Source organism: Methylopila sp. Yamaguchi (assembly GCF_002897035.1).
Lineage (GTDB): Bacteria > Pseudomonadota > Alphaproteobacteria > Rhizobiales > Methylopilaceae > Methylopila.
Genome location: NZ_BAUX01000027.1, coordinates 1 through 23,828 on the forward strand (window position 1 = coordinate 1; position 23,828 = coordinate 23,828).

At 69.7% G+C, this 23,828-nt stretch carries 21 protein-coding genes; 11 read left to right on the forward strand and 10 right to left on the reverse strand.

Translation table 11 applies throughout. From position 1 onward, the window contains the following. Positions 1–40: 40 nt before the first annotated feature. The 3 genes from METY_RS20180 to METY_RS20190 form a co-directional block, all read right to left on the reverse strand. A complete protein-coding gene (locus METY_RS20180) occupies positions 41–997 on the reverse strand; it encodes a hypothetical protein (RefSeq protein WP_244593763.1) in 957 nt (318 codons plus the stop codon). Between the two features lie 206 nt (positions 998–1,203). Then, positions 1,204–2,121 (reverse strand): diacylglycerol kinase family protein, encoded by a 918-nt coding sequence (locus tag METY_RS20185; protein WP_160147397.1) that lies wholly within the window; start codon positions 2,119–2,121, stop codon positions 1,204–1,206. Next, positions 2,118–3,188, reverse strand: a complete 1,071-nt coding sequence (locus METY_RS20190) for a CDP-alcohol phosphatidyltransferase family protein (protein ID WP_244593764.1) — start codon at positions 3,186–3,188, stop codon at positions 2,118–2,120. The genes METY_RS20185 and METY_RS20190 overlap by 4 nt, the downstream gene beginning before the upstream one ends. Positions 3,189–3,369: 181 nt before the next feature. Here METY_RS20190 and METY_RS20195 point away from each other — a divergent pair, with 181 nt between their 5' ends. From METY_RS20195 to METY_RS20215, 5 genes are read left to right on the forward strand one after another with little or no spacing between them, the layout of a single operon-like run. Continuing rightward, positions 3,370–3,807, forward strand: coding sequence for an HIT family protein (locus METY_RS20195; RefSeq protein ID WP_244593765.1), 438 nt, complete (start codon positions 3,370–3,372; stop codon positions 3,805–3,807). Continuing rightward, the gene (locus METY_RS20200; protein ID WP_103123192.1) at positions 3,804–5,042 is read left to right on the forward strand and encodes an LptF/LptG family permease; all 1,239 of its coding nucleotides are present in this window, start codon (positions 3,804–3,806) and stop codon (positions 5,040–5,042) included. The genes METY_RS20195 and METY_RS20200 overlap by 4 nt, the downstream gene beginning before the upstream one ends. Then, positions 5,042–6,154, forward strand: a complete 1,113-nt coding sequence (locus METY_RS20205) for an LptF/LptG family permease (RefSeq protein ID WP_103123193.1) — start codon at positions 5,042–5,044, stop codon at positions 6,152–6,154. Before METY_RS20200 ends, METY_RS20205 begins: the two co-directional genes overlap by 1 nt. Continuing rightward, complete coding sequence (locus METY_RS20210; RefSeq protein ID WP_103123194.1) at positions 6,151–7,275, forward strand: dATP pyrophosphohydrolase; 1,125 nt, start codon at positions 6,151–6,153, stop codon at positions 7,273–7,275. The genes METY_RS20205 and METY_RS20210 overlap by 4 nt, the downstream gene beginning before the upstream one ends. Continuing rightward, positions 7,272–8,009 (forward strand): NTP transferase domain-containing protein, encoded by a 738-nt coding sequence (locus tag METY_RS20215; protein WP_103123195.1) that lies wholly within the window; start codon positions 7,272–7,274, stop codon positions 8,007–8,009. The genes METY_RS20210 and METY_RS20215 overlap by 4 nt, the downstream gene beginning before the upstream one ends. Before the next feature lie 186 nt (positions 8,010–8,195). On the opposite strand, the gene oxlT is transcribed toward METY_RS20215, so the two are convergent. The 3 genes from oxlT to ribB all read right to left on the reverse strand — a co-directional run bounded on the left by oxlT (position 8,196) and on the right by ribB (position 11,573). After that, positions 8,196–9,485: an oxalate/formate MFS antiporter gene (oxlT, locus tag METY_RS20220; RefSeq protein ID WP_103123196.1), complete on the reverse strand. Its 1,290-nt coding sequence runs from the start codon at positions 9,483–9,485 to the stop codon at positions 8,196–8,198. A 217-nt stretch (positions 9,486–9,702) separates the two neighbouring features. Then, positions 9,703–10,449, reverse strand: a complete 747-nt coding sequence (locus METY_RS20225) for a phosphocholine cytidylyltransferase family protein (protein ID WP_103123197.1) — start codon at positions 10,447–10,449, stop codon at positions 9,703–9,705. Beyond that, positions 10,446–11,573, reverse strand: coding sequence for a 3,4-dihydroxy-2-butanone-4-phosphate synthase (gene ribB / locus METY_RS20230; RefSeq protein WP_103123198.1), 1,128 nt, complete (start codon positions 11,571–11,573; stop codon positions 10,446–10,448). Before ribB ends, METY_RS20225 begins: the two co-directional genes overlap by 4 nt. A gap of 166 nt (positions 11,574–11,739) precedes the next feature. Between ribB and gloB the strand changes: the two genes are divergently transcribed. Together gloB and METY_RS20240 are read left to right on the forward strand one after the other, a co-directional pair. After that, positions 11,740–12,507, forward strand: coding sequence for a hydroxyacylglutathione hydrolase (gene gloB / locus METY_RS20235; protein WP_103123199.1), 768 nt, complete (start codon positions 11,740–11,742; stop codon positions 12,505–12,507). After that, positions 12,504–12,965: a cupin domain-containing protein gene (locus METY_RS20240; protein WP_103123200.1), complete on the forward strand. Its 462-nt coding sequence runs from the start codon at positions 12,504–12,506 to the stop codon at positions 12,963–12,965. Before gloB ends, METY_RS20240 begins: the two co-directional genes overlap by 4 nt. On the opposite strand, the gene yddG is transcribed toward METY_RS20240, so the two are convergent. The 3 genes from yddG to METY_RS20255 all read right to left on the reverse strand — a co-directional run bounded on the left by yddG (position 12,951) and on the right by METY_RS20255 (position 15,928). Continuing rightward, positions 12,951–13,844, reverse strand: a complete 894-nt coding sequence (yddG, locus tag METY_RS20245; RefSeq protein ID WP_103123201.1) for an aromatic amino acid exporter YddG — start codon at positions 13,842–13,844, stop codon at positions 12,951–12,953. The two genes, METY_RS20240 and yddG, sit on opposite strands and share 15 nt — an antisense overlap. Positions 13,845–13,925: 81 nt before the next feature. Further along, positions 13,926–14,648, reverse strand: a complete 723-nt coding sequence (phbB, locus tag METY_RS20250) for an acetoacetyl-CoA reductase (protein ID WP_103123202.1) — start codon at positions 14,646–14,648, stop codon at positions 13,926–13,928. 98 nt (positions 14,649–14,746) lie between these two features. Beyond that, complete coding sequence (locus METY_RS20255; RefSeq protein ID WP_103123203.1) at positions 14,747–15,928, reverse strand: acetyl-CoA C-acetyltransferase; 1,182 nt, start codon at positions 15,926–15,928, stop codon at positions 14,747–14,749. 323 nt (positions 15,929–16,251) lie between these two features. Between METY_RS20255 and phaR the strand changes: the two genes are divergently transcribed. Beyond that, positions 16,252–16,851, forward strand: coding sequence for a polyhydroxyalkanoate synthesis repressor PhaR (gene phaR, locus METY_RS20260; protein ID WP_103123204.1), 600 nt, complete (start codon positions 16,252–16,254; stop codon positions 16,849–16,851). A gap of 79 nt (positions 16,852–16,930) precedes the next feature. On the opposite strand, the gene METY_RS20265 is transcribed toward phaR, so the two are convergent. Further along, the gene (locus METY_RS20265) at positions 16,931–18,781 is read right to left on the reverse strand and encodes a M3 family oligoendopeptidase (protein WP_244593766.1); all 1,851 of its coding nucleotides are present in this window, start codon (positions 18,779–18,781) and stop codon (positions 16,931–16,933) included. A gap of 164 nt (positions 18,782–18,945) precedes the next feature. Here METY_RS20265 and METY_RS20270 point away from each other — a divergent pair, with 164 nt between their 5' ends. From METY_RS20270 to METY_RS20280, 3 genes are all read left to right on the forward strand, one after another. Then, the gene (locus METY_RS20270) at positions 18,946–20,436 is read left to right on the forward strand and encodes a sigma-54-dependent transcriptional regulator (RefSeq protein ID WP_103123206.1); all 1,491 of its coding nucleotides are present in this window, start codon (positions 18,946–18,948) and stop codon (positions 20,434–20,436) included. Between the two features lie 80 nt (positions 20,437–20,516). Next, positions 20,517–22,526, forward strand: coding sequence for a L,D-transpeptidase family protein (locus tag METY_RS20275; protein WP_160147398.1), 2,010 nt, complete (start codon positions 20,517–20,519; stop codon positions 22,524–22,526). Positions 22,527–22,845: 319 nt separating this feature from the next. After that, a partial coding sequence (locus tag METY_RS20280) for a DUF882 domain-containing protein (protein WP_146035773.1) occupies positions 22,846–23,828 on the forward strand: 983 nt, incomplete at its 3' end.

Genomic DNA, 23,828 nt, shown 5'->3' on the forward strand with positions numbered 1-23,828 from the left:
GGCATCCTCCCCGCCGAAAACAACGTCTGTCCCTTCCCCGTCAGCGCAGAACGCCTCGGCGCCACAGCCGCCACAGCACGGGTCCTGCCGACAGCAGTGGGTGCCGGCGCTGGAATGGCGTGACGACGATCGCGTGGCCGGAGTGCCGCTCGATCTTCCAGGCGATGTAGTCCACGCCGCCTGAGAACGTGAAGACCGCCTTGGCGAGCCGCGCGAGATTGAGCGGCTTCGCCAGGCGCCGCCGCCGGGCCCAGGCCTTCGCGGCTTTCGCGCGGTCGCCGGCCGCAAGACGCGGCGACAGCGCTCCGTCGGTCTCCGTCGCGAACGGCACGCCCTCCGCCGTCCATCCGAGCGTCAGCACGCGGGCGAAGCGTTCCGGCGCGCGCTCGACGATGGAGGACGGCCGCGCGGCGCTCTCGACTCGCAGCTCGGACGCGTAGGTGCGCTGGAACAGCGCCGTCCAGAACGCCGCCGCAGGCCCGCGCTCCGGCCCCAGATGAGCCGCCCACCACGCCGCCGCGCCGACAGCGGTCGCGACCGCATCCGCGATCGCCGCCGCCGCCGCCGCATCGCGCGCGTAAGGCAGGGCCGCCGGCTGGCAGAACCGCGTCCAGATCGTCGTGTCGCGACTCAGAGCCTGCGCGTGCCGCGCGAACTGCGCCACCGACATGATTGCGACCTTGGCGCGGAGGCGCGGGCCGTCGCCGACGCTCTCGGCGTACTCGACGTTGGGCGGCAGCAGCCGATTGCCCAGGGTCGCGAACCGGCTCTGGTCCCAAGCCCCGAGGTCGTCGAGCAGCACGTAGAAATCGAGCAGGCCGTCGGTCTCGCCGGTCCGCAACGCCGAGCCGTAGAACAGCACGCCCGCGACGCCCCCTCCCCCGCGCGCCGCCAGCTCAGCAGCGAAGGCGCGCACCGCCTCGGGCTGGGGCGCGGCGAGCTCCGCGGCGACAGCGGACGTCAGTGGGGCCCGTGGGGAATTTGGCGGAGGCGTCATGGGATCGGAGCGCTTTTGGCCGAGGGAACGATGACGCGGCGGCGGGAGTCGAGCTGAGGCGGCGTGCGTGCTTCGAGACGCCGACCTATGGTCGGCCCCTCAGCATGAGGACGTTTTTGCCTCGAGACCTCAACCCTCTCATGCTCAGCAGCCCGCCGTCGGCGGTCATCTCGATGCACGCGCTGCCGCTCCTGGCCGTCGCAAACTCAATAGGTCACGAACGTCACCGCCGGCCCGCTCGCAAGTTCGATCCGGCCATCGGGATCGGCGAGGAACGTGTCGCCGTCGAGGATGAAGGGCGCGGCAAGCTCGAGCTCGAGGCGGTCCGCGCGCAGGCTGACGTAGCCCGCCTCCGCCATCCACGGCGCCGGCCGTCGCCGGGCGACGGCGAGCAGCGCGCGCGCCAGCCGCCGCGGCGGCGCGGCGACGTCGAGCAGGCGGATCTCGCCCTCGCCTTCGCCCCAGAACGGCCAGAGCCCGAGCATGAGCTTGTGGAGCGAGGTCGCGAGCAGGACAAAGCGGTCCTGCTTGAGAGCGGGCCTGCCGTCAACCGCGACGGACGCCGCGACTCCGCTGCGCCAAGCCTGTCGCTCGGCCCCTGAAAACGCCGCGCTGATGCTGGAGGCGACCGCCATCGCGAGGCCGATCCCTTGCGCGAAGCCGCGCTTGTGGACCTGGGCGTTCGCGAGCCGCACGCCACGCTCGAAGGCGCCGCAGCCGAACACGAAGCCGTAACGCGTAACGCCCCCGGCCGTGACGCGCATCGGCCGGCGGATCTCGAGCCGGCGCGCCGGCGCGCCGGCCGCCACGGCCGCGGCAAGCGCGGCGAGGTCCTTCACCCCGCCGACGTCGGCGGCCGCCACGTTGGTCTTGCCCCGGGGCACGAAGGCGATCGGCGGCGGGGCGCCGTCGTAGGCCGCGATCAGCGCGGTGAGCGCCTCGCGCAAGGTGCCGTCGCCGCCCGCGATCGCGATCACCCCGACGCCGTTGGCCTTCAGCCGCGCGATGGCCGGACCGTAGCCGTCGATCCCGTCGGGCGTCTCCGCCACGACGCCGGGCGCGCCGACCAGACCCTCGACGCCGCGCCAGCTCTTGGCGTTCGCGAGAACGCCAAGCCTCGTCACGCCGCGTCCAGCCAGGAGACGATCGGCCTGCTGCGACGGGCGATCACCGCCTGGACGATCTGGGCGGTGTGCACGAGGAAGCTCAGCACGATCCAGACGATCACGGCGTACATCCCGAGATCGGGCCGGCCGAAGAGCGTGAAGACCGTCAGCAGCACCAGATTCGGATTGCGGCGGGCGGTGATCAGCCGGAAGAAGCTGTCGAACGGCCGCCAGACGTGCATGTGCATCCCGAACAGGCGCAGGAAGATCCCTTCCTCCACCCGCTGCAGAATGTAGCCGCCGAAGATGATCGCGATCATCCACTCGGCCCCGGCGGCCGAGAACCCTGCCGCCGGCAGGCCGAAGACCCAGGCCATCCACCAGAACGGCGGGTGCACCAGGTCGATGCCGTGGTCCAGCACGTTGCCGAACTCGCTCGAGGTCATGGTGACGCGGGCGAGCTTGCCGTCGACGGTGTCGAGAAAGGTCATGACCCACGCGGCGACCAGCCCCGGCAGGTAGTGTCCCGTCCAAAACGCCCACATCGCGGCGAAGACGAGGACCAGCCCGACATAGGTGACGGCGTTGGGCGTTATCCGGCGCACGGCGCACCACTTGGTCACGATGCGCGCCGGGACCGGCCAGACGTATTTCGTGACGGCGTCGGTCACGCCCTTGTACGATCCCGCGAAGCTGCGCGCCTCGACCTCGTCCACCGTCTGGGGGCTGAGCGGGATGAGGTAGGCGATCTCGCGCTTGCGCAGCTTCCTGTTGTAGGAGCCGGCCAGACCCTCGGAATCGAGCCGATCCACCGTGGCGGGCAGGTCAGCGGCCGACCCTTTCGCGATCGCCGCGGCCACGCCCGGCGCCTCGGCGGCCGGCACATGCGCCGCGACCGGGATAGCCCCGTCAAGCAGCACGGCGCCCGGCCGCTCGGCCAAGGCGTCGATCAGACGCTGCTCGAACGCGTAGTCCACGCGCAGCAGCAAAACCGCGCCGTCCGTGGGCAGCGCGTCGGCCGTTTCGCGCACCTCCGACACGCCCGCGCGCGCGAGCTGTCGGGTCAGGCGTTCAGCCGAGGACATCCCCCAGATGCGCGCGTCGGACCGTCCAAGAAGGACAGCGACGGCTGCCGGGCGTAGCTGCGTCATAATTTGGTCGTCCGCATCGTCGTTCGTGTGAATGCGTGCTCTTTAATGATGAAACGCCTATTCTGCCACCCACAGCGTCCGTGGCGCTTCCCCGAAGCCAACGCCCCCGAAGCCCATGCCCAATCCAACGATGCTAAAGTTCGGCCACCCCGAGACCGTGGTCGGGGAGACCGACCTGTGGTCGATCCAGATCCGTCCGAAGCAGCCGGGCTTCGGATCTTTGGTGCTGGTCTGCAAGGAGGACGCGTCCGCCTTCGGCGCCCTGAGCCCTGCGGCCTTCGCGGAGCTGGGTCGCGTCGTCGTGAGCCTGGAGCCGGCGCTTAAGCGCTTGGCCGGCTACGACAAGATCAACTATCTGATGCTGATGATGGTCGACCCGGACGTCCACTTCCACGTGATCCCCCGCCACGAGACGCCGCGCGCCTTCGAAGGCGTGACCTTCGTCGACGCGGGGTGGCCCGGACCGCCCGCGCTGGGCGAAGGGCCCGAGCTCGACGCACGGACCATCGCCGCCCTCCGCGCCGCCCTGACGGCCCTCTGGACCGCGCCGTGACGCAAACGTCCAAGGCGCGCGGCACGGCGCTCGGCTTCGGCTTGCTGCAGCGCTACGTCACGGGGCTCACGCTGCGGCCGATGCTGCTGTCGTTGGGCGTGGTGCTCGCGGGGCTGTTGCTTGAGCGCGTGCTGCGCATCGTCGACGTGCTGGCCGCGGCCGGCGCGCCGGTCTATCTCGTGTTCGCCCTCTCGGCGAACCTCGTCCCGCATTATCTCGGCTTCGCCATGCCGGCCGCTTTCGCGCTCGGCGTCTTCGCGGCGTTCTCGCGGCTGTCGAGCGGGTCCGAGCTCGAGTCGATGCTGTCCTCGGGCGTCTCGGTCTGGTCGCTCGCCAAGCCGCTGATGGCGATCGGCGCCGTGATCGCCGCGCTCAACCTGCTGGTCTCCGGCTACCTCGACCCTTACAGCCGCTACAGCTACAGGGCGATCCTGAACTCCTCGGTGTCCTACGCGTGGCGCGCGCACGCGCCGGCCGCCACCTTCATCAACGTCCGCGACGGGCTGACCGTCACCGCCGACGACGTCGACAACACCGGGCGCAACCTGACGGGCGTCTTCATCGAGGATCGCGCCGGCGGCCTAGAGACCCTGACGACGGCGCGCGCCGGCAAGCTCGAGGTGACCCCGGACGGCAAGCAGCTTCAGCTGCGGCTCTCCGACGGCGTCGTGCTCCGCAACGCCGATGGCCAGCGCCCGAACACGCTCCGGTTCCGCGAGCTCGTGTTCGACAAGAAGTTCGCCCTTGAGGCGCCGCCGTTCCGCCCGCGCGGCGGCAATGAGCGCGAGCTGACGATGAACGAACTCTGGAGCGAGATGGGCGAGGCGGCGCCCTCCGCCTCCTATCGGAAGCTATCGGCGGAGTTCCACTCGCGCATCGTGCGCTCGCTCGCGATCGTGTTCCTGCCTCTGCTGATCATTCCGCTCAGCATGACGATGCGGCGGCAGAACCGCGTGGCCAACATGGGGGTCGCGGCGCTCGCCCTGATCCTGTTCCAGAACGTGCTGCAGATCGGGGAGACGCTCGCCGAAAAGGGCGTGGCGCCCGCGCCTCTGCTTACCTGGGGGCCGCTGGCCGGTCTCGTGCTGGTGTCGGCGTTCCTGTTCACGACCGGCACCGACCGGCCGGGAGATTCCGCGATCTCGCGCTTCACCGACCAGATTTCGGCGCTCGGCGCCGCGGCCGGACGAGCGATCGCGCCGCTGTTCCGCCGGCGAGCGACCGCGAGGAGCTGATGCGCGTTCTTCGCTACATGAGCCTGCGCTTCCTTGCGCTTGCGACCGTCGCCACCCTGGTCCTCGCGTCGATCGCGGAGGTGCTCGACCTTGTGGACAACGCGGGCGACATCCTCGATCGCGGCCAGGGCGCGGCGGGCTTCGGGACCTATCTGCTGCTCCGGGTGCCAACGCTGATTTCTCACGCCCTTCCGCTTGGCGTTCTGGTCGGGGCGCTGATGACGCTCAGCCTGCTCGCGCGCAACAGCGAAATCGTCGCGATGCGGGCCTCGGGACGCAGCTCCTGGAACCTGTTCGCGATGATGTTCCCCGCCGCCTTCGTCATCGCGAGCGTTCATTGCGTCTTTCTGGACGCGGTGTTGCCGAAGACCGAGCAGCGCCTCGCGCTGTGGTGGGCTGAGGGGCAGGATCCTAAGTTCGACAGCGCCAAACCGGTGTGGCTCCGGATCGGCGACGACGTGGTTTCGTTCGAGGGCATCGCGAACCGCGGACGCACGCTGAAGAACCTCAAGGTGTTCGAACGCGCGCCCGACAAGACCGCGACGGGAAAGCTCACGGCGACGGAGGCCCGCTGGGAGAAGAAGCGCTGGCTGCTGACGGGCGCGACCTACGCGTCCTTCAAGCGCGGCGAGTCGAACGCCGCCATGCCGGCCGACGGCGAGTGGAAGACGACCTTCACCCCGGCCGACGCGGTCGCCGCGATGGAGCCCTTCGGCCAGATTTCGGCGAGCGCGGCGCAGGCCGTCATCAGCGGGCAGCGGGTGGCGAACGCGCCGCTCTCGTTCTACCAGACGCAATTCCACAGGGTCTTCGCGGCGCCCATGGCGGCCGTCGTCATGCTGCTGCTCGCGATGCCTGGCGCCTTCGTGAACTGGCGCGACGCGCGCTCCGCGAAGCACGCCATGACGGGGCTGGCGCTCGGCCTCATGTTCCTGGTCTGCGACGGGCTGCTGACCTCGCTCGGGCTGGCGGCGATCTTGCCGCCGATCGTCGCCGCCTGGTCCGGAACCGTGATGTTCCTCGCCATCGGCGCCTGGAACCTCAACCGCATGGAGCAAGGCCTCGCGCGGCCGAGTCGCCGGCGGACGCTCGCCCTGGAGACCGGCCGATGAGCCAGATCGACGTCCGCCCGGTCGAAGGCAAGCGCGACCTCGACCGCTTCATCACGCTGCCGAACCGATTGCAGGCGGCCGATCCGAACTATGTGCCCCAGCTGACGATGGAGCGGCGCGAGTCGCTGTCCCCGGCCAAGAACCCGCTGTTCCGGCACGTCCAAGCGCAGTTCTTCCTGGCGTGGCGCGACGGCGTTCCGGTGGGCCGCATCAGCGCCCAGAGCGACGACCGGGTGGGCGATTGCGGCCACTTCGGCCTGCTCGCCGGCGAAGACGACCCGGACGTGTTCCGCGCCCTCTTCGCCGCCGCCGAAGGCTGGCTGAAGGCCAAGGGCCGCTCCGAGGCGCGGGGGCCGTTCAACCTCTCGATCAACGAGGAGTGCGGCCTGCTGATCGACGGCTTCGACACGCCGCCGATGCTGTTCATGCCGCATGACGCGCGCTACGTGGCCGCCCGCGTCGAGGAGCAGGGCTACGCCAAGGCGATGGACCTGTTCGCCTATCTGCACCTCACCAGCGAGCCCTTCCCCAAGGCGGTCGAGCGCATCATTGAGCGCCCGCGGCCGCCCGAGGTCGTGGTCCGGCACCTCGACTGGAAGCGCTACGATGAGGAGATCGCAACCGTCATCGACATCTTCAACGACGCCTGGTCCGAGAACTGGGGCTTCGTGCCGTTCAGCCCGGAAGAGCTCGACCATCTGGCGAAGTCGCTGAAGCTGCTGATCGACGAGCGGCTGCTCTGGATCGTCGAGGTGTCCGGCCGCGCCGCGGCCTTCGGAGTGGGGCTGCCAAACCTCAACGAGATGATCGCAGACTTCGGCGGCAAGCTGCTGCCGTTCAACTGGGCGAAGCTCGTCTGGCGGCTGAAGCGCATGACCTACACCAGCGGCCGCGTGGCGTTGATGGGGGTGCGCAAGGAGTATGCTCGCTCGTTCCTCGGCCGCGCCATGCCGATCTACATCTTCGACGAGTTCCGCAAGGAGGGCCGCCGCCGCGGGATCGAGCGGGTCGAGATGTCCTGGGTGCTCGAGAGCAACATGCCGATGCGGCACATGGGCGAGGCGCTTTCGAACGGCTCCGCCTACAAGACCTACCGCATCTACCGCAAGGCGCTGGCGTGACCCGCACGGCGCTCGTGCTGGCGGGCGTGCGGCCAGGCCGCGACGCGCTCGCCGACTTCGCCGGCGTCACCCACAAGGCGCTGATCCCGATCGGCGGCGTCCCCATGGTGGAACGGGTGATCGCGGCGCTGCGGGACAGCGGCCGGATCGACCGCATCGTCGTCTCGATTGACCGGCCAGAGTTGATCGACCTCCCCGGGGTCGAGGTCCTGAAATCGTCGACCTCCGTCAGCCGGAGCGTGGGCGAGGCCTTTGAGGCGCTCGGCGCGCCGCTTCTCGTCACCACCGCGGACCATGCCCTGCTGGAGCCGGAGTGGATCCGCTGGTTCCTCGACCATCTGCCCGACGCGGACGTGGTGGCGGGGCTTGCGCGCGACCGCGACGTGATGGCGGCGGCGCCGGACACCAAGCGCACTTTCCTACGCTTCCGCGACGGCCGCTTCTCCGGCTGCAACCTGTTCTACCTCAGGGACAGGCGGGCCGCGCGGGCGATCCAGATGTGGCAGATCGTGGAGAACGAGCGGAAGAAGCCCTTTACTTTGCTCCGCCGCCTCGGAATCAGGGCCGTGGTCGCCGCTTTGTTCGGACGCCTCACGCTTGGCTACGCCATGCGCCGGATCGAGCAGATCGCCGGCTGTTCGGCGGGGGTCGTCGAGCTGCCCTTCGGCCGGGCCGCGATCGACGTCGACAAGCCGGCTGACCTGATCCTCGTGCGGAAGATGATCGAGGGCTGAGCCCGATCCGATAAAAAAAGGACGAGCGGTCTTCGAGCCGCTCGTCGAAGTCGGGGGCGTCGACGCCCCGGCGCTCGCCGGGACGGTTTGGACGGCGCTCCGCGTCTGCAGTCGCGCCAAAGATGATGGTTCTGAGTGACATCGGGGACCGCCGCGGCAGGCGGCGATCCCTCAAGGCGACATGGATCAGACCGCCCGCAGGGGCGCCTCGGCGAGCGGGATCGTCGGCTGCTCCGGCTGCGACAGGTAGCGCAGCCGGAGCGGCTTGAGCACGAACAGCGCGAGCAGCGCCGCGGCGACGTTCAGGCCGATGATCAGCGCAAACACGGCGGACCAGCCGTAGGCCGCGGACAGCACGCTCGCGAACGGCACGAGGAAGGCCGCCGAGCCCTTCGCCGTGTAGAGCAGGCCCGCGTTCGTCGCGGCGAATTTCGACCCGAAGGTGTCGCCGCAGGTGGCCGGGAACAGGCTGTAGATCTCGCCGAACACGCCGAAGTAGGCCGCGGTCGCGAACACGAAGACGATCGGGTTGTGGCCGAAGGTCAGCAGCGTGCAGACGGCGGCCGCGGCGATCGAGAACGCCAGGAACATCGTGTTCTCACGGCCGATCTGGTCGGAGAGATAACCGAACAGCGGCCGGCCGAACCCGTCGAAGATGCGGTCCAGCGAGATCGCGAGCGTGAGCGCCGCCATCTGCAGGCCGAACATGCTGACGGGCACGCCCGCCACGTTGAAGTCCTTCGCGATCGGCGCGATCTGAGCGGCCGCCATCAGGCCGCCGGACGCGACCATCACGAACATCGCGTACATCACCCAGAACACGGGCGTGCGCAGGGCCTCGCCCGGCTTGCGATCCACCGAACTCTGCGGCAGGCGGAGCGTCTTGCGGCGGATGGGCGCGGACACCGTGGGCTTCTTCAGCAGGAAGGAGACCACGACGACCACCCCGCCCTGGATCAGGCCGAAGGTGAGAAACGCGCTTTCGTAGCCGCTCGAGGCGATCATCTTGGCGATCGGCACGACCGTCAGCGCGGCGCCGGCGCCGAAACCTGCCGCCGTCGCGCCGGCCGCCAGACCGCGGCGGTCCGGAAACCACTTGAGGGCGTTGCCGACGCAGGTGCCGTAGACCGAGCCGGCGCCGACGCCGCCGATCACCGCGGCGAGGTACAGCAGGGGAAGCGAGTCCGCGTAGGAGTCGAGCACCCAGGCGAGCGAGATCATCACGCCGCCGAAGGCGACGACGACGCGCGGGCCGTAGCGGTCCACGAACCAGGCCTCGACCGGCACGAGCCACGTCTCGGTCGCGACGAAGAGGGTGAAGGCGAACTGGATGGCCGCGCGGCCCCAGTGGAACTTTGCGTCGATCGGATCGACGAACAGCGTCCAGCCGTACTGGAGGTTCGCGATCATCGCCATGCACAGCACGCCGAGAGCGAGCTGCGACCACTTGGTCGCAGATGCGTTTGCGTTTTCCATCCCACACTCTGTTGTTGTTGAATTCAGAGATTGGAATGAGCCTGCGCGCATCTTTTGGCATCTGGAATGCCAATTATTGGCATTCCAGTCATGCGGCGTTCGGACACATGGGAGGGGCTGTTCGCCACGGTTTTGCTGCAAACGAAGAGATGCCGATCACGGCCCCGTGATCGGCATCTCGTCGTGGCGTCCTGCGAAAACTACGGGGTTCAAGGGCTTAAAGCCCGCGTTCGACCCAGCGGCCCGTGAGCTCCACCGCGTGATCGACGTCGGCGGGGAAATCCAGCTCGCCCCACTCGAGGCCCTCGATCGACCGGACGCCGACGCCGCCCTTGTAGCGGGCGATGCCGTCGATGGCGGAGAGGTACCAGCGCTTGAGGCCTTCTTCCGAGCGCATCAGCCGCTCGATCTCGCTCACGAAGGTCGCGCCGCCCTCGTCCGTGAAGCGCAGGAAGCCGATCGACTCGCCGGTGACGAGATCGTTCGGCAGCGTCTTGCCGATGGCGAGCAGCCGGCCGCCCTCCTCCCGCACCTTCATGTCGTCGGTGTCGTAGTCGGCCTTGCGGTCGATCGTGACCGTGATGGGGGCGGTCGCCGGCGATTCCAGCACCCGCCGGACGATACCCGGCTCGATCAGCGTGTCGCCGTTCAGGATCAGGAATTCGCCGATCATGCGGTGGCGGGCGATCCAGCAGCTCGCGAGGTTGTCGGCGAGCTCGTAGAACGGGTTGTGCGTGGTCCGGAGCGTCGCGCCGGGCAGACTGATCTCGGCCAGCGCCGCCTCGACCTTCTCGGCCTCGAAGCCGGTGACGACGGTGACGTCGTCGACGCCGGCGGCCACCAGCGCCCGCACCTGCCATTCCAGCAGGCTGCGCCCGGAGAACGGGATCAGGCACTTCGGCGTCTCGGCGGTGAGCGGGAGAAGGCGGCGGCCCTGCCCCGCGCTTAAGATGACGACCTTCACGCGGGGGCATCCTCTTCGTCGACGATCTCGGTGGTCTCGATCGCGATGCCGAAGCCGGCGAGACCGACGAACTGGCGCTCGTGCCCCGCCAGAAGGCCGATCTTGCGCACGCCGAGGTCGCGCAGGATCTGCGCCCCGACGCCGATCTCGCGCCATCGCGCGCGGCGCTGGCGCGCGCTCACGTGCTTCTCCTCGGACGGGTCGGCAGGGCCGCTCGCGTCGGCGGCGTCGCGCAGCACCGAGGGATCGCGGATCAGCACGAACACGCCGCGCTTGGCGTCGCCGAAGCGGGCGAGCGCGTTGTCGAGCCACCCCTTGGAGGTGGCCGCCCCACGCAGCAGGTCGGTCAGCAGGTGCTCGCGGTGGATCCGGCAGGGCGTCGCGCCGGCCGCGCCGACGTCGCCGACGGTGATCGCGAGGTGCTGCGTCTGTTCGAACGGCGTCTCGTAGATCGTGATGGTGGCGTCGCAGCCGTTGATCCGGCGCTCGAACCGGTCGATGCGCTTGACGAAGGTCTCGCGGCGCGAGCGGTGGTCGATCAGGTCTTCGATCGAGACGATCTTGAGGCCGTGCTCGCGGGCGAAGGCGATCAGCTCCGGCAGGCGCTTCACCGTGCCGTCGTCGTTCACGACCTCCGCCAGCACTCCGACCGGCGGCAGGCCGGCGAGGGTCGCGAGATCGACGCCCGCCTCGGTGTGGCCCGAGCGGGTCAGCACGCCGCCCTCGCGGGCGATCAGCGGGAAGATGTGGCCGGGCCGCAGGAAGTCGGCGGCCACGGCGTTGTCGCTCGCGAGGCCGCGTACGGTGTTCGCCCGCTCCTCCGCCGAAATGCCGGTGGTGAGGCCGATCCTGTAATCGACCGAGACGGTGAACGCGGTGCGCATCGGGTCGCGGTTGTTCGCGACCATCGGCGCGAGGTTGAGCTCGTCCGCGCGGTCCGCGGTCATCGGCGCGCAGATGATGCCGCTGGTGTGGCGGATCATGAAGGCGAGCGTCTCGGACGTCGCCTTCGACGCCGCCATGATGAGGTCGCCCTCGTTCTCGCGGTCGGTGTCGTCGACCACGACGACCAGTTCGCCCGCCGCGATCGCCGCGACCGCCGCATCGATGCTGTCGAGTTCCATCTGCCCACGCTCGTTTCGCGCGGTTTTTTCACCGCGCCGGTCGAATGCACCCCATGTCACGGAGGGTCAAGTGCGACGGACGCCGGGCCCCTGCCCGCCGGCCGGGCGCCTTGACCCCGCCTCCGCCGCCGTTAGCCTCCAGATCCCCAACGTTCGCGAGTCCCGCATGCCCGCAGAAATCGTCCTGATCCCCTGCCTCTCCGACAACTACGCGGTGCTGATCCGCCACGGCGCGAGCGACACAACCGTGCTGGTGGACGCGCCCGAAGCCGGCCCGATCCTGCGGACGCTGCAGCTCAAGGGATGGGACCTCACCCATGTGCTGATCACCCACAAGCACCCGGACCATATCGACGGCCTGCCGGCGCTGAAGGCCAAATACCATCCGCGGGTGTACGGCCCCGCGGCCGAGGCGGACGCCATCCCCGGCCTCGACTTCGGCATGAGCGAGGGCGACGTCGCGGACATCGGCGGCTTCCGCTTCGAGGCGATCGAGACGCCCGGGCACACCAAGGGCCACATCGTGTTCCACGAGGCGAACGAAGGCTGGCTGTTCGCGGGCGACACGCTGTTCGTCATGGGCTGCGGGCGCCTGTTCGAGGACACGCCGAAGGCGATGTGGCGCTCTCTGTCCAAGCTCGCCGCGCTGCCCGCCTCGACGCGCGTCTGGTGCGGGCACGAGTACACCCTGTCGAACGCGAAGTTCTGCGCCTCAATACTCCCGCAGGATCAGGCGATCGCCGAACGGCTCGCCAAGATCGAGGCGGACCGCGCCGCCGGAAAGCCCACCGTGCCGACGACGATCGGAGCGGAGAAGGCGACCAACGTCTTCCTGCGCGCCGGCGAGGCCAAGGTCGCGGCGGCGGTGGGCATGGACGCGGGCGATTCGGCCGCGGTCTTCGCCGAACTCCGCGAGCGGAAGAACCGGGGATGACCGGGCTCGAAGGCCTTTCGGCGAGCGAGGTGGTTCGCCTTCTGGGGCTGCGACCGCACCCCGAGGGCGGCCATTACCGCGAGACGTTCCGCGACCCCGCGACCGACGCCGCCGGACGGTCGCGCTCGACCGCGATCTACTTCCTGCTGGGCCTCGACGAGGTCTCGGCCTGGCACCGGGTGGACGCGGTCGAGGTCTGGCACTTCTACGCCGGCGCGCCGCTGGCGCTCACGCTGTCGGCCGACGGCCACGACGCGCAGGCGCATCGGCTCGGGCTGAATGTCGCGGCCGGCGAGGCGCCGCAAGTGGTGGTGCCGGCGGGCTGGTGGCAGGCGGCGGAGTCGCTGGGCGCGTGGACGCTGGTCGGCTGCACGGTGGCGCCGGGGTTCGACTTCGCGGGCTTCGAACTCGCCCCGCCGGACTGGCGCCCGACGCCGCGTCCCTCAGGCCGCGGCTGACGAGGACTTGCGCCGGCCGCGCCCGCCGAAGGTCGCGACCAGCGCGCCCGCCACGATGAGCCCGCAGGCAACGGCGAGCGCCGGGGTGGCCTGCGCGTAGCCCGCCGCGATCAGCAGCAGCGTCGAGAGCAGCGGCGCTGCGTAGGACAGCACGCCGAGCAGGCGCACGTCGCCGCGCTTCATGCCGACGTCCCAAACGTAGAAGGCGAGGCCGACCGGCCCGAGGCCGAGACCCACGACCGCCGCCCAGGCGAGCGCGCCCTCCGGCCAGACCGTCGTCTCGAAGGCGAGATGGCAGACGGCCGCGAGGAGCGCGGTAGCGAGGCAGAAGCCCGCGACCGCCTCGGTCGGCGTCGTCTGGAACAGTCGGGACGCGACCGAATAGCCGGACCACAGCAGGGCGCAGCCGAAGGCAGCCGCATAGCCCGGCGCATAGGCCGCGTCGAAGCCGAAGCCGCCGGAGCGACCGCCGATGATGAGCGCGGCGCCGCCGAGGCCCAGCAGCGCGCCGAGGACATGGCGGAGGCGCAAGCCGCCGCCCGGCAGGAAGGCCGACAGAAGAACGATCAGCAAAGGCCAGAGATAGGCGATCAGGCTCGCCTCCGCCGGCGGCGCGAGCCGGAGCGCCGCGAAGTAGCAGGCGTGGTAGCCGAACAGCCCGCCGACGCCGTGCGCCCAGACAGGCCAGGGCTGACGAAGGGCGGCGAGGCCGCGGGGACGGCGGGCCGCCACCGCGAGGCCCACCATACCCCCGACCGCGAAGGTCAGCGCCGTCATCAGGAACGGCGGAACGGACCCGCTCGCGGCGGTCAGCGTCGCGAGCGAGGACCAGAGCAGGATGGCAAGGGAGCCGACGAGAGTGGCGCGGGCGGTGGTCATCCGCGGCCTATACGTCGGCTCGGGCCGCGCGTCATCCCGGACCGCCCGACGCGGCCCTGGGGTGCGGCGCGCGAGCTGCGGTCAGGTGATGTACTGGCCTCCGTTGATGGTCAGCGTGGAGCCTGTCACGAAACCGGCCTTGTCGCCAGCGAGATAGACCACCGCCTCTGCGATCTCCTCCGACTCGCCGAGGCGGCCGACCGGGATCGTCGCGATGATGCTCTCGCGCACCTTCTCCGGCACCGCCATGACCATCTCGGTCGCGATGTAGCCGGGCGCGATCGCGTTCACCGTGATCCCCTTCTTGGCGTTTTCCTGCGCGAGGGCCTTGGTGAAGCCAATCACGCCGGCCTTGGCCGCGGAGTAGTTCGCCTGCCCCATCTGGCCCTTCTGGCCGTTGATGGAGGTGATGTTGATGATGCGGCCGAAGCCGCGCTCGCGCATGCCGTCGATCACGGGCCGCGTCATCGTGAACATCGAGTCGAGGTTGGTGCTGATGACCTCGCGCCACTGCTGGAAGGTCGACTTGTGGAACATCGCGTCGCGGGTGATGCCGGCGTTGTTCACCAGCACGTCGATCGGGCCGACTTCAGCCTCGACCTTCGCGATTCCCGCCGCGCAGGCCTCAGGATCGGCGACGTCCCACTTGAAGACGGCGATTCCGTGCTCGGCCTTGAAGGCGTTCGCCTTCTCGTCGTTGCCGGCGTAGGTGGCGGCCACGTTGTAGCCGGCCTTCTTGAGCGCGATCGAGATCGCCTCGCCGATGCCGCGCGTGCCGCCGGTGACGAGCGCCGTCCGTGCCATTGGTGTCCTCCCAGGCAAAGAAAAAGGGTTCGGGCGTTGTGTCCGCCCGTCAAAGAACCGGCCGGCCGCCGCGGCGGCCGGCTATCGAGAAGACGTCGTCAGTCGCGCGCGACCGTCAGCGCGATGCCCATGCCGCCGCCGATGCAGAGCGTCGCGAGGCCTTTCTTGGCGTCGCGCTTGATCATCTCGTGCAGCAGCGTGACGAGCACGCGGGCGCCCGACGCGCCGATCGGGTGGCCGATCGCGATCGCGCCGCCGTTGACGTTGACCTTGGAGAGGTCCCAGCCGAGGTCCTTGTTCACCGCGCAGGCCTGCGCGGCGAAGGCCTCGTTGGCCTCGATCAGGTCGAGGTCCGCGGCCGACCAGCCCGCCTTCTCCAGCGCCTTCCGCGAGGCGGGGATCGGGCCCGTGCCCATGACGGAGGGATCGACGCCGGCCTGGGCCCAGCTGACGATGCGCGCCAGCGGCTTGAGGCCCTTGGCGGCCGCGGCCGACGCGGAGGTCACCACCAGCGCCGCGGCGCCGTCGTTGATGCCCGAGGCGTTGCCTGCGGTCACGGTGCCGTCCTTGGAGAAGGCCGGGCGCAGCTTCGCCATGGAGTCGAGCGTCGCGCCGTGACGGATGTACTCGTCCTGGTCGACGATGATGTCGCCCTTCTTCGACGAGATGGTCACCGGCGCGATCTCGTCCTTGAACTTGCCGGCCTTCTGCGCGGCCTCGGCCTTGTTCTGAGAGGCGACCGCGAACTCGTCCTGCTGCTCGCGGGTGATCTGCCACTGGGTCGCGACGTTCTCGGCGGTGGTGCCCATGTGGTAGCCGTTGAAGGCGTCCCAGAGGCCGTCCTTGATCATCGTGTCGATGAACTTGACGTCGCCCATCTTGGTGCCTGCGCGCATGTGCGCGGCATGGGTCGACTGGCTCATGCTTTCCTGACCGCCGGCGACGACGAAGGCGCTGTCGCCCTGCGCGACCGCCTGGGCGGCGAGCGCCACGGCGCGCAGGCCCGAGCCGCACACCTGGTTGATGCCCCAAGCCGCCGCTTCGATCGGGATGCCCGCGCCGATGGAAGCCTGACGCGCCGGGTTCTGTCCCTGCGCCGCGGTCAGGACCTGGCCGAGGATGGTCTCGGAGATCTCACCCGGCTCGACGCCGGCGCGCTCGAGAGCCGCCTTGATCGCGATCTTGCCGAGCTCATGGGCCGGCAGGGAGGCGAGCGATCCGTTGAAGGAGCCGACCGGGGTGCGCGCGGCGCCCACGATGACGACGTCGGTCTCTGCCATGATCTTTCCTCCGGTCCTGTCGGAAAAGAAGCGTCGCCGCCGCGAGAAGCGAAGGCGTCGGGTTGCGTTTATCGGTAGCCCCGCCGCGTGGCGTCAAGACGACGTCCGTCGATCCGCCGGGGTTTGAGCCCAAAGAACTATGCGAGGATTGTCCCGCCTGCGTCATTAGCCGTACTGATGGCGTATGGGCCTCGCACTGCACAAAAATCTGGCCGCCGCCCTATTTTAGCCTTATCGTCCCAATGCCTCGGCGGGCTCTAAGCCGTGTCGCGCCGCGGGAGGAACGTCGCAAAAAGCCCGGGAAGGGCGGAGATGTGCGCGCTATGTCGAGTACGACCGATCCGATCACGATCAAGAAATACGCCAATCGGCGCCTGTATAACACGGGCACCAGCACGTATGTGACGCTCGAAGACCTCGCCGCGATGGTCAAAAAGGGCGAAGACTTTCATGTAGTCGACGCGAAAAGCGGCGACGACATCACACATCAGGTGCTGACGCAGATCATCTTCGAGCAGGAGAACAAGGGGCAAAACCTGCTCCCCATCACCTTCCTGCGGCAGCTGATCCGGTTCTACGGCGACAGCGTGCAGAGCTTCGTGCCGAAGTATCTCGAGCTGTCGATGGCGGCGCTGACCCGCGACCAGGACAAGATGCGCTCGTCGCTGAGCGGTTTCGGCGCGGCCGCGCCGTTCCAGTCGGTGGTCGAGGAGCAGATGCGGACGAACGTCGCGATCATGGAGCGCGCGTTCCGGATGTTCACCGCCTTTCCTGGTCAGACAGAGGGAGCCACGGCGGGCGCCGAGCCTGCGGCCCCGGCGCCCCGGGAGGAGAAGTCCGCGGCCGAGCTCGACGAGCTTCGCCGCGAGATGGCCGAGATGCGCGACCGCCTCGACCGGATGGCGACGCCCGCGAAGGGTTGAGCCCCGGCTGGTTCTGGGATCAGGCGCCTGCGCCGATGTGAAAGCCGCGGCTCGAAGACGAGCCGCGGCTTTTTCGTGGTCAGGCCGCCGCGTCTTCCAACGCTTCGAGCTCGGCGATCATGCGCTCGATGAGGCCGAGGCCGGTCTGCCAGAACGCCGGATCTCGGGCGTCCAGACCGAACGGGGCCAGCAACTCCGGATAGGGTTTGGCTCCGCCCGCCGACAGCAGCGCGAAGTAGCGCTCCACGAACCCCTCCGACGCGTTCTCATAGACCGCGTAGAGCGAGTTCACGAGGCAGTCGCCGAAGGCGTAGGCGTAGACGTAGAACGGCGAGTGGATGAAGTGCGGAATGTAGGTCCAGAAGACCTCGTATCCCTCGCCGATCCGGATCGACGGCCCGAGGCTCTCGGTCTGCACCTCGAGCCAGATTTCGTTGAGCCGCTCCGAGGTCAGTTCGCCGTTCCGCCGCTCCTCGTGCACCTTCCGTTCGAAGGTGTAGAAGGCGATCTGCCGGACCACCGTGTTCAGCATGTCCTCGACCTTTGAGGCGAGCATCGCCTTGCGCTGAGCGGGCTCCGTTGTCTTGGCGAGCAGCGCCCGGAAGGTCAGCATCTCGCCGAACACCGAGGCGGTCTCGGCCAGCGTCAACGGCGTGGGCGCCATCAGCGGGCCGTTCGGCGCGGCCAGCACCTGGTGGACGCCATGGCCGAGCTCGTGGGCGAGCGTCATCACGTCCCGCGGCCGGCCAAGGTAGTTCAGCAGCACATAGGGGTGAGCTGAGGGCACGGTCGGGTGCGCGAAGGCCCCTGGCGCCTTTCCGGGACGGGTCGGCGCATCGATCCAGCCCCGCTCGAAGAAGCGGCCGGCGATCTCCGCCATCTCGGGCGCGAAGCCGCCGTAGGCGCCGAGCACCGTGTCGCGGGCCTCGTCCCAAGGGATCGTGCGGGTCGGGGCGGTCGGCAGCGGCGCGTTGCGATCCCAGTGGTTCAGCGCGTCCATGCCGAACCACTTGGCCTTAAGCTTGTAGTAGCGGTGCGAGAGCCTCGGATAGGCGTCCCGCACGGCGGAGACGAGCGCGTCCACCACCTCGCGCTCGACGCGGTTCGCGAGATGCCGGCTGTCGGCGACGTCCTCGAACCCGCGCCAGCGATCGGAGATCTCCTTGTCCTTCGCCAGCACGTTGGTGATCAGCGTGAAGGTGCGGACGTTCGCCTTGAAGGTCTTGGCCAGCGCCTCGGCGGCGACCCTGCGGCGCTCCGAGCTCGGATCCTGCAGCATGTTGAGCGTGGGCTCGAGCGTCAGCGTCTCGCCGTCGATCTCGAAGCGGAGCGCCGCCATGGTCTCGTCGAACAGGCGGTTCCAGGCGCCGCGCCCCGTGACCGATTTCTCGTGGAACAGCTGCTCCACCCGATCCTCGAGCTGGTGCGGCCGCTCCTTGCGCACGTCGTCCAGGAACGGGCGGTAGCGGGCGAGCTCCGGCTCCGCGAGCGCTCCGTCGAGGACCGCGTCGTCCAGCCGGTTCAACTCGAGCGTGAAGAACAGCAGATGCGACCAAACGGTCGTCAGCTTCTCCTGCACGTCGCCATAGAACTTGGAGCCCTTGGGATCCGTGGTGTCGCCCGCGTAGACCAGGCTGGCGTAGGAGGCGACCCGGCCCGTCAGGTCGTCGAGCGCTTCATAGGCCTTGACGGCCTCGACCAGACGGCCGCTCGCCGCGAACTCCCCAAGCTTGCCTTTGTAGGCCGCCTCGAAAGCGCGCGCTTCGGTCTCGGCGCGGGCGAGGTCGGCGGCGACCTCCGGGCTGTCGGGGCCGGGATAGAGGTCGGCGAGGTTCCATTCGGGCAACGACCCGAGGGCGGCTGAAACTGTGGACAAGGGCAAGCCTGCTCGTTCGTGGGGGACCCGGACGGCGCGCGCCCGGCGGCGCATGGTGGCCAATGATATCGCAAGCAGGTCGCCGCCGATCAATGGCGCGCCCGCCGCCAACAGGGGGCCCGACGAATACGCGTTTCGACTTAAGCGGCCATTTACCCTGACCGCGGATGCTCGACCGGTTCGCTTCTGTTGTCCTTCCGGTTCCGCGAAAGCCCCGTATGAGCGCCACGATCCTCATCGTCGACGACGATCCGGTCCAGCGCCGCCTGCTCGAAGCGCAGGTCCGACGCTTCGGCTACGAGGCGCGGACCGCCGAAGACGGCGCCGGCGCGCTCGAAGCGCTGACGCTTCCGGGCGCGGCCTACGACCTGATGTTCCTCGACCTCGCGATGCCCGGCATCGACGGCCTCGCCGTGCTGGAGCGCATGCGCGAGCTGGGCTCTCCGACGCCGGTGATCGTGCAGACCGCGAACGGCTCGATCGAGGCCGTGGTCACCGCCATGCGCGCGGGCGCGGCCGACTTCGTAGTGAAGCCGGTCGGCCCGGAACGGCTGCAGATCTCGATCCGCAACGCGCTCCGCACCGACGCGCTCGAAGGCGAGATCCGCCGGATCGGGCGCCGCGCCGCCGGCACGCTGAGCTTCCGCGACCTGCCGACCCGGTCCCCCGCCATGGCCGAGGCGGTGCGCATCGGCGAGCGGGCCGCGGCCTCCAACATCCCGGTGCTGATCGAGGGCGAATCCGGGGTCGGCAAGGAGCTGTTCGCCCGCGCCATCGCCGGCTCCGGCGAGCGCCGCGGCCGGCCCTTCGTGGCGGTGAACTGCGGCGCGATCCCGAACTCCCTGGTCGAGTCGATCCTGTTCGGCCACGAGCGGGGCGCCTTCACCGGCGCGCTCGAGCGCCACGTCGGCAAGTTCGCCGAAGCCGACGGCGGCACGCTGTTCCTCGACGAGATCGGAGAGCTGCCGCAGGACGCGCAGGTCAAGCTGCTGCGCGCGGTGCAGGAGGGCGAGATCGACCCGGTGGGCGCCAAGCGCCCGCTCAAGGTCGACATCCGCGTGATCTCGGCGACCAACCGGGACCTGTTCGCCCGGGTGCGCGAAGGCTCGTTCCGCGAGGATCTCTATTACCGGCTCAGCGTCTTCCCCGTGAAGGTGCCGCCGCTCCGCGCCCGGCGCGCGGACGTGGCCGACCTCGCCCGCCGGTTCCTGGCGCGCTTCGCCGCCGAGGAGAACCGGACCGTCCGCGGTCTCAGCGCCCAGGCGCTCGGCCTGCTGGAGCGCTACGACTGGCCGGGCAACGTCCGCCAGCTCGAGAACGCCGTGTTCCGCGCCGTGGTGCTGGCGGAGGGCGACGTGCTGCGCGCGGTCGACTTCCCGCAGATCGCCGCCCTGCTCGGCGCCGCGCCGGAACATCTGGCGGAAGAGCCGCCGCCTTCGCTCGCCCGGGACCTCGCCGAACCGGAGCTCGAGCGCCGGCTCGATGCTCCCGCGCTGCCGCTGTTCGACGCCGACGGGCTCCTGCGCCCGATCGAATCGCTCGAGCGCGACGCGATTCGCTACGCCATCCGCCATCTCGGCGGCCAGATGACCGAGGTGGCGCGCCGCCTCGGGATCGGACGCTCGACCCTTTACCGCCGCCTCAAGGACCTCGGTCTCGAGACCGAATGTGGCGGCCGGGACACGAGCGACGACGAAGCCGTCGCCTGAGGCGCCGGACCTGATTCTGACGATTGAACCGCGCCGCGCCGACGCTCATGGTCAGCCGGCTTTACGGGGGAAGTGACGCCATGATCACCAGCGCTGACCGCGGACCGACCATGGCTTCGACGCCAAAGCGCGTATGGCGCGCCGCCGCCCTCGGCGTCGGCCTGTCGGCCCTGACCTTCGCCGGGGCCCTGGCGCAGGCTCCGTCGACGACCGCCGCCGTCGCGCCGCCGGAAGCCGCCCAGACCCCGGCGCCGACGCCGGTCGTCCCCGACGTCACCGGTTCGGTCGACGCCGCGGGCGAAGCGAAGGACGAGCCCGCGCCCGCGGCCGAAGCCCCCGCCGCCGAGCAGCCCGCGCCGGCCACCCCCGCTCCGGTCGAGGCGATTCATCCGACCGACCCCCTGCAGACCGCGGTGACGGCTCTGCTCGCCACGGACGGGGCCGGCCAAAGCCTCAAGATGCCCGCCGGCGACCGCGCCGCGCTGATCGCCTTCTACGCCGCCCGCAACGGCTCGCCGCTCTGGCTCGCCGACAGCCGCTTTACCCCACAGGCCGACGCGGCGCGCGCGAAGATCGCCTCCGCCGCCGACGACGGGCTTGATCCGAAGCGCTACGCGCTGCCGAGCGCGCCGGCGTCGTCCGAGCCGGCGGTCGTGGCGCGCGCCGACGTCATGCTCTCCGCGGCGGCGCTCGCCTACGCCCGCGAGGCGTGGGGCGGCCGCGTCAACCCAGCCACGATCTCCCGCTCGATCGCGGCCGGCGCGCCGCGTTTCGACGCGGCGGCCGCGCTGGTCGCGATTTCGGCCTCCGCCGACGTCGCGGCCACGCTCGACGGCTTCAACCCGCCGCACGCCCAGTTCCAGGCGCTGCGCAAGCTGCTGATCACCAAGCGCGCCGAACGGACGGAGGCCCCGAAGCAGCCGCTGATCCTTGAAGGCAAGCTGCTGAAGCCCGGCATCGAGGACCAGCGCGTGCCCGTACTGCGCGTGCGGCTCGGCCTCGAAGAGCGTCCGGGCGACCTCATGTTCGACGACGCGCTCGCCGAAGCGCTGTCGGCCTTCCAGAAGACGAAGAAGCTGCCGGTCTCCGGCCTCGCTAACCGCCAGACCATCCGCGCCCTGAACGCCGAAGGGCGCGGCGCCGATCCGACCGGGCTGCTCGTCGCCAACATGGAGCGCTGGCGCTGGATGCCGCGCGAGCTCGGCGCGAAGCATGTGTTCGTCGACGTCGCCGCGTTCGAGCTGCACATCATGCAGGACGGCCGCTCGATCCACGACACGCGCGTGATCGTCGGCAAGGACACCAACCAGACGCCGCTGTTCTCGAACGCGATCGACCACATCGTGGTCAATCCCTACTGGAACGTGCCGACCTCGATCGCCGTCAAGGAGATGCTCCCGCAGCTGCGCCGGGATCCGAACTATCTCGCCAACCGCGGCTACGAGGTCGTCGTCAGCGACGGCAAGAAGACCCGCGTGGTCAGCGCCGGCTCGGTCGACTGGAGCGGCAACCTGCGGAACGTGCGCATCCGCCAGCCGCCGGGGGAGCGCAACGCGCTCGGCAACATCAAGTTCATGTTCCCCAACGATTACGCGGTCTACCTCCACGACACGCCGCAGCGGAACCTGTTCAAACTGACGAGCCGGGCGCTCAGCCACGGGTGCGTGCGCGTCAACGAGCCGCTGCAGTTCGCGGACGCGCTGATCGGCGACCAGGGCTGGAGCGGCGAGAAGCTCGGCAAGCTCGTCGGCGGCAAGGAACGGCGCGTGAACCTCGCGACGCCGATCCCGGTGCACCTGACCTACTTCACCGCCTGGGTCGGCGGCGACGGCGCGCTGCAGACGCGCTCGGACTTCTACGGCCAGGATCCGCGCCTTAAGGCGGCCCTGAACGGCGAGCCGCTGCCGCCGCTGCCGCAGGCGGCTCCGGTCGTCGCCATGCCGAAGCCAGAGAAGCCGGTCAGGCGGGCTCCGACGCAGCAGATTCAGCAGCAGCAGGCGCAGATTGTGGAGCAGGAGCCGGTCCAGCGTCCGCGAACCTTCGGCTCGTGGCTGTCCAACGTATTTGGTGATTCGTCGCGGAGACCGTGAACCAAAAGCGTCCAAACGATGAACCAGCCGCGGTTTCGGCGCACTAAGGGCATTTGCGACTAGCTTTTGCCCGATTCCGCGGCTAACAGGACACACACAAGGGGTTCGGGGGCTCAATTCATCGCGTCTGGTTCATGTCGCATTAACCAGTTCCGCAGAGACTTTGTTGATCAAGTGCTGCGTCGTCGCCCCCGCGACGGCGTCACAGGCGATCTATAAGAGTCAGGCCGGTTCATTGTCCGAAGCGAAAACGTCTCGACGCACCGCCCTTCGCCGCGCAAGCCGTGGCGTAGGCGTCGCACTCCTCGGAGCCTTCGCGTTGATCGCGGGCTCCGAAGGCACCCAGAACGCGCAGGCGAACGGCGACACCCGAACGCTGACGCTCTACCACACCCATCGCGGCGACCGGATCACGGTCACCTTCAAGCGCGACGGTCGTTACGACGCCAACGGGTTGAAGCAGCTCAGCTACTTCCTCCGCGACTGGCGCAACGACAAGCAGACGCGCATGGAGCCGAGGCTGTTCGACATCGTGTGGGAGGTCCACCGCGAAGTCGGCCGCGGGCAGATGATCAACATCGTCTCGTCCTACCGCAGCCCCGAGACGAACGCCTATCTCCGCGCCCGGTCGCGCGGCGTCGCGAAGTCCAGCCAGCACATGCTGGGCCGGGCGATGGACTTCTACATCACTGGCGTGCCGGTCTCGGCGGTCCGTGAAGCCGGCATGCGGCTGCAGCGCGGCGGCGTCGGGTTCTACCCGACCTCCGGCCGGCCTTTCGTCCACCTCGACGCCGGCTCGATCCGCGCCTGGCCGCGCATGAGCCGGGCGCAGCTCGCCCGCCTGTTCCCCGGCGGCAAGACCGTCCACCAGCCCGCCGAAGGCGGCCAGATGCCCGGCTATCAGGTCGCGCTGGCCGAGCTGAAGTCGCGCGGCTCCGTTTCGGTCGACGAGGCCTATTCGGGCGGATCGTCGTCGAGCGGCAAGAGCTTCTTCGCCCGCCTGTTCGGTTCCGACGAAGGCGACGAGGCGGATACCTCCCCGACCGTGGTCGCGTCGGCTCAGCCCGCGACCCGCGGCCGCGCGGCCGCGGCCTCCTCCGCCCCGCAGCGCGGCGGCGACGACGAGGAAGGCGCGGCGCCCGCCGCCGCCCCGGCCTCCGCTCCGCAGGTTCGCATGGTCGCCACGCGCGTCCCGGTTCCGACGCCGCGTCCCGCCGACTTCGCCCGCGCCGCCCAGCCGGCGATCGTCGTCGCGGCGGCCGCCGTGCCCATGCCGCCGGTCGGCCCCGCCCGGGCCGCTAT

Bases quoted from the DNA above. Each gene is read 5' to 3' on its own strand.
- METY_RS20180 (WP_244593763.1), bottom strand. From the start codon at position 997: ATGACGCCTCCGCCAAATTCCCCACGGGCCCCACTGACGTCCGCTGTC.
- METY_RS20190 (WP_244593764.1), bottom strand. From the start codon at position 3,188: ATGTCCTCGGCTGAACGCCTGACCCGACAGCTCGCGCGCGCGGGCGTG.
- METY_RS20195 (WP_244593765.1), top strand. From the start codon at position 3,370: ATGCCCAATCCAACGATGCTAAAGTTCGGCCACCCCGAGACCGTGGTC.
- METY_RS20205 (WP_103123193.1), top strand. From the start codon at position 5,042: ATGCGCGTTCTTCGCTACATGAGCCTGCGCTTCCTTGCGCTTGCGACC.
- METY_RS20210 (WP_103123194.1), top strand. From the start codon at position 6,151: ATGAGCCAGATCGACGTCCGCCCGGTCGAAGGCAAGCGCGACCTCGAC.
- oxlT (WP_103123196.1), bottom strand. From the start codon at position 9,485: ATGGAAAACGCAAACGCATCTGCGACCAAGTGGTCGCAGCTCGCTCTC.
- ribB (WP_103123198.1), bottom strand. From the start codon at position 11,573: ATGGAACTCGACAGCATCGATGCGGCGGTCGCGGCGATCGCGGCGGGC.
- gloB (WP_103123199.1), top strand. From the start codon at position 11,740: ATGCCCGCAGAAATCGTCCTGATCCCCTGCCTCTCCGACAACTACGCG.
- METY_RS20240 (WP_103123200.1), top strand. From the start codon at position 12,504: ATGACCGGGCTCGAAGGCCTTTCGGCGAGCGAGGTGGTTCGCCTTCTG.
- yddG (WP_103123201.1), bottom strand. From the start codon at position 13,844: ATGACCACCGCCCGCGCCACTCTCGTCGGCTCCCTTGCCATCCTGCTC.
- phbB (WP_103123202.1), bottom strand. From the start codon at position 14,648: ATGGCACGGACGGCGCTCGTCACCGGCGGCACGCGCGGCATCGGCGAG.
- METY_RS20255 (WP_103123203.1), bottom strand. From the start codon at position 15,928: ATGGCAGAGACCGACGTCGTCATCGTGGGCGCCGCGCGCACCCCGGTC.
- phaR (WP_103123204.1), top strand. From the start codon at position 16,252: ATGTCGAGTACGACCGATCCGATCACGATCAAGAAATACGCCAATCGG.
- METY_RS20265 (WP_244593766.1), bottom strand. From the start codon at position 18,781: ATGCGCCGCCGGGCGCGCGCCGTCCGGGTCCCCCACGAACGAGCAGGC.
- METY_RS20270 (WP_103123206.1), top strand. From the start codon at position 18,946: ATGAGCGCCACGATCCTCATCGTCGACGACGATCCGGTCCAGCGCCGC.
- METY_RS20275 (WP_160147398.1), top strand. From the start codon at position 20,517: ATGATCACCAGCGCTGACCGCGGACCGACCATGGCTTCGACGCCAAAG.